Annotated in this window: 8 protein-coding genes and 1 pseudogene; 8 read left to right on the top strand and 1 reads right to left on the bottom strand. The window is 63.1% G+C overall.

The features are described 5' to 3' along the window. Positions 1-81: 81 nt before the first annotated feature. On the bottom strand, positions 82-1,182 hold the full coding sequence (locus M3B90_RS01995) for a LacI family DNA-binding transcriptional regulator (RefSeq protein ID WP_259888385.1): 1,101 nt from the start codon (positions 1,180-1,182) through the stop codon (positions 82-84). Positions 1,183-1,381: 199 nt separating this feature from the next. Here M3B90_RS01995 and M3B90_RS01990 point away from each other — a divergent pair, with 199 nt between their 5' ends. From M3B90_RS01990 to M3B90_RS01955, 8 genes and pseudogenes are all read left to right on the top strand, one after another. Continuing rightward, complete coding sequence (locus M3B90_RS01990) at positions 1,382-2,704, top strand: extracellular solute-binding protein (RefSeq protein ID WP_259888384.1); 1,323 nt, start codon at positions 1,382-1,384, stop codon at positions 2,702-2,704. Positions 2,705-2,716: 12 nt separating this feature from the next. Next, entirely contained in the window at positions 2,717-3,598 is an 882-nt protein-coding gene (locus tag M3B90_RS01985) for a carbohydrate ABC transporter permease (protein WP_259888383.1), read from the top strand. 2 nt (positions 3,599-3,600) lie between these two features. Then, a complete protein-coding gene (locus tag M3B90_RS01980; RefSeq protein ID WP_259888382.1) occupies positions 3,601-4,542 on the top strand; it encodes a carbohydrate ABC transporter permease in 942 nt (313 codons plus the stop codon). Between the two features lie 55 nt (positions 4,543-4,597). Next, the gene (locus tag M3B90_RS01975) at positions 4,598-7,033 is read left to right on the top strand and encodes a glycoside hydrolase family 3 C-terminal domain-containing protein (protein ID WP_259888381.1); all 2,436 of its coding nucleotides are present in this window, start codon (positions 4,598-4,600) and stop codon (positions 7,031-7,033) included. A 197-nt stretch (positions 7,034-7,230) separates the two neighbouring features. Continuing rightward, positions 7,231-7,464, top strand: coding sequence for a ribbon-helix-helix domain-containing protein (locus M3B90_RS01970; RefSeq protein ID WP_259888380.1), 234 nt, complete (start codon positions 7,231-7,233; stop codon positions 7,462-7,464). A 1-nt stretch (position 7,465) separates the two neighbouring features. Then, positions 7,466-7,783, top strand: a complete 318-nt coding sequence (locus tag M3B90_RS01965) for a type II toxin-antitoxin system PemK/MazF family toxin (RefSeq protein WP_259888379.1) — start codon at positions 7,466-7,468, stop codon at positions 7,781-7,783. Positions 7,784-7,991: 208 nt separating this feature from the next. After that, complete coding sequence (locus M3B90_RS01960) at positions 7,992-10,529, top strand: glycoside hydrolase family 31 protein (protein ID WP_259888378.1); 2,538 nt, start codon at positions 7,992-7,994, stop codon at positions 10,527-10,529. A 727-nt stretch (positions 10,530-11,256) separates the two neighbouring features. Continuing rightward, positions 11,257-12,129, top strand: a pseudogene (locus M3B90_RS01955) (IS481 family transposase); the annotation flags it as partial. Between the last annotated feature and the right edge of the window lie 131 nt (positions 12,130-12,260).

Raw genomic sequence — 12,260 nt, 5'->3', positions numbered from 1 at the left:
TCCTCACGTCGTTGTGTGTACTGGTTGGGGCCAGTCAATCACGCCGTCGAGCAAAATTGCAACGTGGGAATAAAGGGTGGCTTAGTGACCAAGTGTCGAGGTGCGCGTCACGAGCGTGTGCGGCACGAGGAACGTCGATGCTGAGCCAAGCGACGTCACCTCGGCGGTTTGTGCACCTCGTGCAAAGGAGTCGTCGCCAAGCGCGGCGAACAGCGCCGCCGATACGAGGCACTCGAGATCGGGCGCGACCGAGGTGAGCGGGGGAGTGCAATGCGCAGATTCGGGGATGTCGTCCCAGCCGCACACGAGCACGTCGGTGCCGATCGTGTAGCCCGCGTCGCGAAGCGCCTCGCATGCGCCGAGCGCGAGGAGGTCGTTGCCAGCGACGACCGCATCAAACGGGAGTGCCTTGGTGCCACTGGTGCTCGTGGAACTCTTCGCGTTTGCTGCTTCTCCAATAAGGTCTCTCACCTGTGCATATCCCTCGTATCGCGTCCATTCCGTCGTGTGAATCAGGAGTTGATCGGCAGGGGGAATCCCCGCGAAGCGACACGCCGCGCGAAAGCCCGTGAGGCGTTCCGTACCGGTTGAGGCCACGCCTTCCTGGGCGCCGAGAAACAGCGGGCGCGAAACGCCGCGATCAATCACGTGGCGCACGACGTCGACCGCGCTCGCAGTGTTGTCGATGCTCACGTGGTGAATGCTTCCGTGATCGGCAACGGCTTCACCGAGAACGACGGTGGGAACGGGCGAGTGCTCGGCGAGCTCGCGCACCGTCTCGGGAAGGAGCGGCGCCATGATGAGTGCCCCGAACGAACGCTTGGCGAGCCCGCGGGCGTAGCGGCGCTCGATATCGGCATGCTCGCCAGTGAGCTCGATACTCACGCTGTGGCCGGCGCGCGCCGCGATGTTGTGGAACGTTTCCGCGAGCCGCGCAAAATACGGGTTGAGCAGGTGCGGAATCACGAGGGCAACGGTGCGCGTGGCGTTGCCGCGAATTTCGCGGGCTGCTTCGTTTGGCACGTAGCCGAGATCTGCGATTGCAGCGAGAACCTTGTCGCGGGTAGCGGGCTTCACGACCGGCCGATCGTTGACGACGTTCGACACGGTTTTCCACGAAACGCCGGCCCGCGCCGCAACGTCCTTGATGCTTGCGCGTTTGCGTGGACTAGGCCCGTTCATGCTGCCCCTTTCATCACGTGAGAAGTGGTTTCAGTGTAGGGGGCGCAGCCGCCGGACCCCCGCGCCTTTCCGTCCAACCGCGGGCGTGAAGGGCGCGTGCGCTTGACGAAACCAGAGGAAAAGTGCAAAACTCTCACGTGAGAATCAAAGGTGAGTGACACCGCACACCTGTCAACGATGACGAGGAAGGTGAAGCGCCATGCCGAGCGCGCACAATAGTCGCACCCCGTCGAGGCTCAGTCGCCGGACGCTCCTCGCGGGCTTTGGTGCAGGGGCTCTCGGACTAGGGTTAGCCGGATGCGGAGCCGCGCAAGCGGATCCCTCCAAGGTCGCCGTCTGGGATCTCTTCTCCGGCGCTGACGGTGAAAAGACCCGCGGCATGATTGCCGAGGTCGTCAAGGAGAACTCCGGCCTCGAGGTTGAGCCCACGACCCTTAGCTGGGGCAACCCTTACTACACCAAGCTCGCCATGGCCGCCGCGTCGAGTGCGCCGCCGAGCACCGCGATCATGCACGTGAGCCGCGTCGCCGGCTTCGCCCCGGGCGGCCTCATCGAACCGTGGGACATGAGCCTCTTCGAAGAATTCGGCGTCACGAACGATACGTTCACCGACGCGCTCCTTGAAGCCTGCCAATATGACGGCAAGCAGTACGCGATCCCGCTCGACACCCACCCCTTCATCAGTTTCTTCGACAGGGTCGTTGCGGAAAAGGCTGGGGTTCTCGAATCCGATGGCACCCTCGCAATCGACTCGCCCGAAGCACTTCAGGAAGTCGGCACAAAACTTGGTGAGGTGACCGGCGGACCCGGAATTGCCTTCGGGTATCAGCTCGACACCGCGCAAGCGTGGCGACTCTTTTGGGGCCTCTTCCACCAGACCGGCGGCGAGTACAGCTTTGAACCAGGCGAGAAGGCCGACATGGACATCGATGCCGCCGCGCGCGTCGTCGCCGCGGTGAACTCGTGGATGGACGACAAATGTATGGCCTCTTCGCAGGACTACCCGGGCGCCCTTTCCGCCTTCAACGGTGGCCGCAACGGCATGATCTTCTCGGGCGTGTGGGAGCTCAACGGATTCAAAGAAAACGTCGAGGCGCTCGCAGGGGCGCCGATGCCCACGATGTTCGGAACGCCCGCGAACTACGCCGACTCCCACACGTACGTGCTCCCGAACAACCGCCGTATGACCGATGAGCTCCGCCGCAACACGTATCTGTTTGTGTCGTCCATGCTCAAAAAGGGCGATCAGTGGGGCGCCGCAGGGCACATCCCCGGCTATCTCCCCTCGCAGGATGAGCCCGCGTACCGAGAGCTCGAGGTCCAAAACCAGTACAAAGATGCCGCCGAAACCGTGGTTGTGGACCCGAAGGTGTGGTTCGCGGGTGCTGGTTCCGATTTCCAAAACCGCGTGTGCCAGCGGCTTATCGAGGGCTTTCGCGGAAGCGTCGAACCGCAGCGGGCGATCGAGGGAATGCTCGACGTCATCAGCGGCATCGCCATGCAACCCAACCCCATCGAATAAGGAGGTCACGCCATGAATGAACGCGCACGCTTCACCTCCCGCGGTGCGGGATGGTTCGCCCTTCCCTACATGATCCTTTTCATCCTCTTCCTCATCGTCCCCATCGTGTGGGGCCTGTGGATGAGCTTTACGGATCAGTCGCTCGCCTCCACGAACAGTGGCTTTGTGGGAATCGATAACTACCTCGAGGCTTTCACGAGCGCCGACATGTACTCGAGCCTGCTCAACACTCTGTTCTTCACGCTCATCTCGTCGATCCCACTTGTGATCCTCTCGTTCGTGCTTGCCTACCTCGTCGTCACGGGTCTCCCCGGCCAGTGGTTGTGGCGCCTCACGTTCTTCGGGCCTTACCTGCTTCCCGTTTCGGTCGTGACCGCGATGTGGGGCGTGATGTTTGCGAACGATTTTGGGTTCCTCAACGGCATCCTTGCGCACCTCGGGATTGACCAGATCGGGTGGCTGAGTGACAAGCAGATCGCCATGTGGTCGATTGCGCTCACGACCGTGTGGTGGACGATCGGTTTCAACTTCCTTCTGTACCTCTCGGCTCTCCAGAACATTCCGGACACCGTGTACGAGGCCGCTCAGGTTGATGGCGCTGGTGCGTGGCGCAGGCTTAGGTCGGTCACGCTCCCGATGATGCGCCCCACGACAGTGCTGATCGTTTTGCTGCAGATCCTGGCCTCGCTCAAGGTCTTTGACCAGATCTTCCTTATGACGGCGGGCGGCCCCGATGGCGCGACCCGTTCGATCATTCAATACATCTACGACCAGGGCTTCTCCGGCTACCGAGTTGGCTACGCCTCGGCCGTCTCCTACATCTTCTTCGCGATGATCGTTGTCGTCTCTCTCATCCAGGTAGCGATCACGAACCGTAACGCAAAGGAGCGTTAAACATGAGCACTGCAGTGACCGACCTCGATACCGCCGCAGGACCCAAGCGCGCGGGCCTCAAGGGCCGCGCGAGCCACAAGCGCGAGGAGAACGCCCGCCAGCGCTCCCTCACGCTCGGCTCCTCGAAAGTCTCTCGCGTAGTGGCGTTTGCCGCGCTCGCGATCCTCGCGCTCTGCTGGGCAATTCCGATTCTGTTCGCCCTTCAGCTGTCGCTCAAAACCGAGAGCGATGCCTCCGCCGCGCCACTCACGTTCTGGCCATCCGAGGGGTGGACTTTCGAGAACTACGCAAACGTGATCGCCGCGGGCGACATCCCCCTGTGGATCTGGAACTCGATCCTCGTCTCCGCGATCGTCACGATCATCACCCTCGTGACCTCCGTACCCGCCGCGTACGTGTTCTCGCGCTACAACTTCCGTTTCAAGAAGCTGTGCTTCGCTCTCACAATCGCCGCGATCATGGTGCCGCCGCAGATCCTCATCGTTCCGCTGTTTGAGCAGATGAAATTCTTGCAGCTTTCCGACACCCTCGCCGGCGTCGTGCTCCCGCAGGTCGTTGCCCCGCTCATGGTGATCGTGCTCAAGAACTTCTTCGACCAGCTCCCAATCGAACTCGAAGAAGCCGCGAAGCTCGACGGCGCATCGATGCTGCGTACCCTCACCTCGGTGATCCTCCCGCTCTCACGTTCGATCATCGTTGCCGTGGGAATCTTTGTGTTCATCGGCTCGTGGAACAACTTCCTGTGGCCGTTCATCATCACGAACTCGCCTGAGCTCATGACGATCCCCGTGGGTCTCGGCACCGTGAAGAACGCCTATGGCGTGCAGTACGCGCAGGGCATGGCGAGTGCCGTGATCGGTGCGTTGCCACTGCTCATCGTGTTCGTGCTCTTCCAGCGCCACATCGTGCGCGGCTTCGCGACGACGGGCATGGGCGGCCAGTAAGCTGGAGGTACCGCGGGGCGCCGGCGCCTCGATGAGAGCATCAATGAGGAGCACTATGAGTCACGAAACGATGTCCCAGCATTCGACCGCCGCCGATGATTCGGCGGATCGCCGCCTCGATCCGCGGCTCGCCGCGAAGGCCCGTGAGCTTGCCGCGCAGGGCACGGTTCTCTTGCGCAATGACGGCGTGCTGCCTCTTGCCCCGCACAGTCGCGTCGCAGTCTTTGGTCGAACGGCGAAGAACTGGCTCGCCGTTGGCTATGGCTCGGGGGGCGACGTGAACCCGCCCTACATCACGAACCTCACGGACGCGCTGCGCGAATCGGATGCCGTGGATGTCGACGAGGAGCTCGCCTCGGCGTACGACCGCTTCAGCGAGGAGCAGCCCGCGGATCCGGGCACGGTGTGGGGCAAGTGGCCCACGCATTATCCCGAGCTCGAGCTCACTGACGAGCAGATTAGCTCCGCCGCCGACCGCAACGACCTGGCCATCCTCGTGATTGGTCGCGCCGCGGGCGAAGACCGCGATGCTGAGCTCGCGGCCGGCTCGTACTACCTCACCGAGCAAGAGGAATCTCTCCTCGCGTGCGTCACGAAGGCGTTTGATCGCACGGTCGTCGTGGTCGACGCAGGCAATGTCATGGACCTCTCGTGGGCCGAGCGCTACGACATTTCGGCGCTCCTCATCGCGTGGGCGGGCGGCATGGAATCCGGTAGCGCCCTCGCGGAGGTTCTCACGGGCGCGCGCGAGCCGGGCGGCCGCCTCACCGCCTCGATTGCGCGCCGCTACGAGGACGCTCCGACCGCCGAGCACTTCGGCGACCCCGATGTCACGAATTACGTCGAGGACGTCTTCGTGGGCTACCGCTACTACGAAACCTTCGCGCCCGAGGCCGCCCAATTCCACTTCGGCGAGGGCCTCGGCTACACGTCGTTCACGCTCGGCCTCGGGGAGTTCGGTTCCGACGCCACCCGCGCCCGCATCGAGGTCACGGCAAAGAACACTGGCGAGCGCGACGGCGATACGGTCGTGCAGGCCTACCTCGAAACGCCAGACGGGAAGCTTTCCCAGCCCTCGCGCCGCCTCGCGGCCTTCTCCCGCACGGGCCGCGTTGCGGCAGGTGAAAGTGCCGCGGTGAGCCTCGAGGTGGACCTTCGCGACTTCGCCTCCTACGACGACTCCGGTGTGACCGGCCACCGCAGCGCCTACGTGCTCGAGCCCGGAACCTATCGCCTTCACGTGGGGCAAAGCGTGAAAGACACCGAGGTCGCGGGCGACATCGAGGTCGGCGAACTCCTTGTCGTGCGCGAGGTTGAAGAGGCCTCCTCGATCCAGAAGGGCTGCGGGTTCGACCGCATGATCCTCACGCGCGGCGATGATGGCCGGGCAACCGTCGGATATGAGAAGGCCCCAGAGGAGCAGCGGGATCTTGCGCGCCGCATTCTCGAGCGGCTCCCCGAGGTGTTCCCCGAGCCGGAAGCAGGCAGCGCACCCTCGTTTGACGACGTGCGCGCCGGAAAGGTGAGCCTCGAGGAGTTCGTGGCAACCGTCGGAACGGAAGATCTCATTACCCTCGCCTACGGCGATACCACCATGGATAGCCCGCTCGGTGTGCGCGGCAACGCCGGGGCGCTCGGCGGCGTGACCGAGTCGCTGCGCGCGCGTGGCGTGGCGCCCGCGATCACGACAGACGGCCCTTCTGGCCTGCGCATTTCCGCGTTCGCGTCGCTTCTGCCGTGCGGCACCGCGCTCGCCTCAACGTGGAATCCCGAGGGCGTGTGCGAACTCGCCGCGCTCCACGCCGAGGAAATGCTCGCGAAGGGCTCCGACATTCTGCTAAGCCCCGGCATGAACATCCAGCGCGACCCGCTGTGTGGCCGCAACTTCGAGTATTTCTCGGAGGATCCGCTGCTCACGGGCCTCATGGGCGCGGCCGTCGTAAATGGCGTGCAGTCCAAGGGCGTTGCCGCGTGCCCCAAGCACTACGCCGCGAACAATCAGGAGCACAACCGCATCTACTCCGATTCGCGCGTGAGCGAGCGCGCCCTGCGCGAAATCTATGTGCGGGGCTTCCAGATCATGATCGAGGAATCGAAGCCGCGCACCATCATGACCTCGTATAACAAGATCAACGGGGTGTGGGGGCACTACAGCTACGACCTTGTTGAGACGATCCTGCGCGGCGAGTTCGGTTTCGACGGCCTCGTGGTGACCGACTGGTGGATGCGCATGGCCGACGATCCCCACTTCCCGGCCCTTCGCGATAGCGCGTATCGCGTGCGCGGAGGCATCGACGTGCTCATGCCCGGAAGCGAGGAACACGGCGGCGACACGTGCGATACGGGGGTGCGGGATTCGCTCGATGTGGAGGAGGGGCTCACCCTCGGCGAGCTTCAGCGCACGGCGCTTCACGTGCTGCGGTTCATCCTCGAGGTTGACCCGCAGGGTCACGCGACGAGCGCCGAGAAGGGCCGCCGGAACGTGATGTAGGCGCCCGAGCGTCACTTTTCATGAAAATTCTGGGGCTGCAGCGCCTGTTTCGGGCCTGCACGCTCTGGTTTTTTCATGGACTTGCACGGGATAGGCGCGAGTCCCACGCGGCACCGGGTGTTAGGCCTATTTTGTTGACGTCGAAGCGTATTTGACAGTGCATCCCAGATCGGGATGCACCTTGGTAGGCTGAAGGCATGACGGTGCAAATATCCTTGCGTCTTCCCGACGACCTTGTGGAGTTCCTAGACCAAAGCGTGTCTGCAGGGGCTGCCGGAAGCCGAGCCGATCTGGTGAGGCTCGCTCTCGAAAGGGAGAAGAGGCGGCAAGCCGCACTTGCCGACGCCGCAATTTTGGATGCCGAAGGTCCAGAGGACGATCTCGACTCTCTCGTGGAGTGGACCGCGGGCCACGCCTCATTCGAGGGCTGACGTGCGTGAAATCTGCCTTGCGAAGCTCGACAAGACTCGACCGGTGCTCGTGCTGACCCGCGAGGTCGCCCGAAGTGCGATGACTAAGGTGACAGTCGCGCCCGTTACTTCGACCGTCAAAGGCCTCTCGAGCGAGGTTGAGCTCGGCGAGCGTAACGGGCTCGACCACCGATGTACCGCTTCCGTCGACAACACAGTCACGATCCCTGCCTCGCTCCTCGGCCGTACTATTGGTTTCCTTCAGCCCGATCAGGAGCGCGCATTAGCGAATGCCGTGATCATGGCTTTCGACCTGGACGCGAGGCCCCTCGAGAGCTAAGCCAGGACCCGGTCGTTGCTCGGTGGCGTCACTCTTCATGAAAATTCCAGGGCTGCAGCGCCTTTTCGGGCCTGCACGCTCTGGTTTTTTCATGAACTCGCGCGGCATAGGCGCGATCTGCGCAAGGCGTCGGTGCATCCCACCCGGCCTCGGCTCAAGTCCCGCACGTAGGCTGAGCATGTGGGCCCGCGCGAGATGAGGAGACTTCATGACTGATATTGCCCTTCCCGCTGAGCTCGTCGGCGAGCATTTCCGGATCACGCCGGTCACGCCGCGCGTGGTGCGCCTCGAGTATTCGCCGAGCGGCACGTTTGAGGATCGTCCCTCAACCTTCGCGATCAACCGCGACGTGGTGCTTGATCCTTCCGAGTACACGATCGGGGAGTATCAGGGCCGCCTCACGGTCACGACCGAGAATTTCTACCTCGAGTATGACCGCGGCCCGTTCTCGGCGAATGGCCTGAAGGTCGAGGTCAGGGGCGGCGTTTCGGCGTATCACTCGGTGTGGCGCTACGGGCAGGACCTCTCGCTTCCGGCGGATCGCCAGCTTGCCCTGAATGGTGAGACGCAGCGCGCGCTCGATGGGAACCTCGGAGGCGCGGCTCGCACCCTCGACGTGGCCGACGGCAAGATCCCGCTCGAGCCGGGCGTGAACTCTACGGTGGGGTATGCGGAGATCGACGATTCGACGTCGATGGTGTTTGATTCCGACGGTCGCCTGCGCGCCCGCGCTGCCGAGGAAGGCAGCATTGACCTCTTCGTGTTCGCCGCGGGTCGTGACCATGTGGCTGCGGTGAAGGATTATTTTGCGATTAGTGGCCCTCAACCGATTGTGCCGAAGTTCGCGCTCGGCAACTGGTGGTCGCGCTATCATCGCTACACCGAGGAAAGCTACCTCGAGCTCATGGACGCGTTCCGCGCGGAGGATATTCCGTTCTCGGTGTCGGTGATCGACATGGATTGGCACCTCACGGACGTTGATCCGAAGTACGGTTCGGGCTGGACGGGGTACACGTGGAATCGTGACCTTTTCCCGGACCCGGAGCGGTTCCTCGAGGAGCTCCATAAGCGCGGGCTGCGCGTGACGCTCAACGTGCACCCCGCTGATGGCGTGCGCGCTTTCGAGGAGGCGTATGAGGCGATGTGCGAGGCGCTCGGCAAGCCCGCCGACGGCCAGGCGATCCCGTTTGACGTGAACAATGACGAGTTCATGGACGCCTATTTCGATGTGCTGCACAAGCGCCTCGAGGATGAGGGCACGGATTTTTGGTGGATCGATTGGCAATCGGGCCCCTATTCGAGTGTGGAAGGCGTGGACCCGCTGTGGGTTCTCAACCACGAGCACTTCACGCGCAGCGCGCGCTCGGTTGAACGTCCGCTCACGTTCTCGCGGTTCGCGGGCCCCGGATCGCACCGCTATCCCGTGGGTTTTTCAGGCGATGCGATCGTCACGTGGGACTCGCTCGCGTTCCAGCCCGGCTTCACGGCTGCTGCGGCGAACATCGGCTACGGCTGGTGGAGCCACGACATTGGTGGGCACATGGAGGGCTTTCGCGATAACGAGCTCGCGACTCGCTGGGTCGAGTTCGGTGTGTTCTCGCCGATCAACCGCCTGCATTCGTCGAATTCGCCGTTTGCGGTGAAGGAACCATGGAACTTCCCGGCCCCGCACGGTGAAATTCAGGCTGCGCATTTGCGTCTTCGTCACCGTCTCGTGCCGTATCTGCACGCGATGAATTACCGCGCGCATCACGAGGGTCGTTCGATTGTGGAGCCCGTGTATTTCGAGGCCCCGCAATATCCCGCGTATCGCAACGACCAGGGGTATCTGTTCGGCTCCGAACTTCTCGTGGCCCCGATTACGCGCCCTGCCGCGAAGGACGTGGGTCGCGGGAGCGTTGAACCGATTCTCCCGGGCGGCATGTGGCTCGACCTGTTCACCGAGCAGCGCTACGGCACCCCCGATTCGGGTGCGTTCACGCAAGAGATGTTCCGCTCGCTCGGCTCGATTCCCGTGCTCGTGCGCGCCGGCGGCATTCTTCCGCTCACGCCGGCCGATGCTATTCCCGACAACATCGAGGACAATCCCGAGGTGCTCGAGCTCGTCGTCGCCGCGGGTGGCGATGGCGAATTCACGCTCCACGAAGAGTGGAAGGCGGGCGACGATCTCGTGTGGAGTCACGTGCGCGTGGCCGTGCAGGCGTCGGAAAATAGCCTCACTCTCACCATCCCCGCCGACACCCCCAAGGTGGCGCGCGAGGCGCTCGAGCGGCGCGGGTGGCGCATTCGGTTGCTTGGGCATGACCCGGCTGGGTTCGGGGATCTGAAGGCGAGCGGGTCCGACGCTTCCTTCGCCCCCGGTGTCGAGAAACTCGCCGATGAGCTTCGCGTTCGCAAGCTCAGCCCCGCAGATCGTCCTGCGCAGCATGCCGCGACGATCACTGTCACCGGCCTCACGGTTGGCACAGAAGCGACGCTCACGAGCGAAGGTTTCAGCACCGTTCTCGACGACACCGAGAAGGGCCGCGAGGTTCGTTACGCGCGCTTGCGTGCCTTCGTGAACGACGCCGAGATTGGCTTCACGCTCAAGCAGGCCATCGCCGGTGTTGCCGCGAAGCGCCCCGAGTCGCTCATGCGTGAGATTTCGGCGTTTGGCAAGGTGCCGTCGGGCCACTTGCCGCGCACCTTCGATTACGAGCAGGCGAGCCCCGAGCTCATCGCGGCCGTCGCCGAGATCTGGGGTTAGCCCTCACCGAGCCGCATCGAAGCCGGTTCGCATTGAGCCCTCCCTTCGCACCGCTCAAGGTGGTGCGGGGGAGGTCTCTTGTGGAGAACATCGGTTGGCGATGACCTCCCCGAGGAGCGCGTTGGGTGAGGTGAGCGTCTGTCTGATGTGGCTGGAAGGGCTGGAGTGTCGGCGCAGTGCCTCTCTGAGATCGAGGTTCCTGATATAGCGCGCAGGGCCGCGAGTGGCATGGAAGTCATGCTGCCCACCTCGGTCATGGTTCTGGCGACCTGACGCTGCTCACAGCGGATTGGGTCCCAAGCAGGACTGCCGCCCGAGACCACGGCTGGCATAGACATTCTTCTTCTCGGTGGTACCGCGCTCCTCGGTTGTCAATTCGCCCGACACCTTGTTCCCAGTGGCGATGCTGTGACGTGTCTGACGCGCGGCTCACACCCAGCACCTACGGGCACCACCCGAGTGCAGTCCGATCATGGCGATCTCGACGCTCTGGTTCGGTTTCTGATCGTGGTTGGGAAGCCATTATTGATCTGACATTCCACCTGTACACGCCTATCGCGCTGCAGGTCAGCTCGCGGGTCGGCATTGGACCTTTATTTCCTACGGAAGCGTCTACTTAGACTTCTCGATTCCGGAGCAAACGGCGACTGCGCAGACGATTCCGCCCCTAGACCAGGACTGGATGCGGAACATGCGCCAGTACGGGCCCGTCAAGGTTGTATGCGAGGAGGTTGCGTCCCGGTTCCAAGTGTCCTGGCCCACGGTGAAGCGTCGGGTAGAGCACCACCGGACCGGCCAGCCGATGCCGGACCGGTCCTCGCGCCCGCATCATTCTCCCAACAAGACCAGCCAGACGAGGACGAAGCGTTGTATCCAGCTGAGACTCCGACTGCGGGAAGGACCTGTGCAGTTGACCCGTTGGCTCGGGATCGCGCCGTCCACTGTCCACCGGATCCTGACCGACGCACACCCGGACCGGCTCTCCCATGTCGGCCGTACCATTCGCGAGCCTGTTCGACTCTATGAGCACGGCCGCCCAGGCCGGATGATTCATGTCGATGTGACAAAGCACGGCAACATCCCCGACGTCGGTGGCTGGTGCTACGTCGGTTGACAACAGGGAGAAAGGAACTGAACCGCCACCCCGATATGCCGAAGAACAAGTCAAGTACAGCGACCCGCTGATGAGCAGGGCCTACGGCAACCCGTCATCGCCGACTTCTGCTGCATCGCTTACGCCGAGATGCACGACGACAAAATCACCGTCACCGCGATTGTCGTCCTGATCTGACTAGTCGAGTGGTTCAGAGCTTGCGGAGTGACCGTTGAGCGGGTCCAGTCCGACAACGGCGGCGCCAACCGCTCCCGCTTGTGGCGAGACACCTGTGCCAAGCTGCAGGTCAGGCACAAGCACACTCGCCCGAACTAACCGCAGACCAACGGCAAGATCGTGTGGTTTCACCGCACCTTGGCTGATGGCTAGGACTACGCCCGTTGCTACACCTCAGAAGTGCCACGCCGGGGTGAGCTGGACGGCTCGCTACGGTACGATAACTACCACGGTCCTCACACCGCGTGCGGATTCAGTCGTCCTTCTAGCAATGGTTTAACGTCTCCGGGCAGGTGTACTAGCGAACTACTCCGGGCTCTTGGCAGTAGTTTCCGTTCCCACCTGTGCGTTGCATCCTGAGTATTGCTCCACTGGAGTCGCAACACGCCGCGTCAATCCAC

Origin of the sequence: Dermabacter sp. p3-SID358 (assembly GCF_025147465.1) — a bacterium.
Classification (GTDB): Bacteria; Actinomycetota; Actinomycetes; order Actinomycetales; family Dermabacteraceae; genus Dermabacter.
The sequence above is the reverse complement of the archived record's forward strand: the minus strand, read 5'-3'. Positions and strand labels throughout refer to the sequence as shown.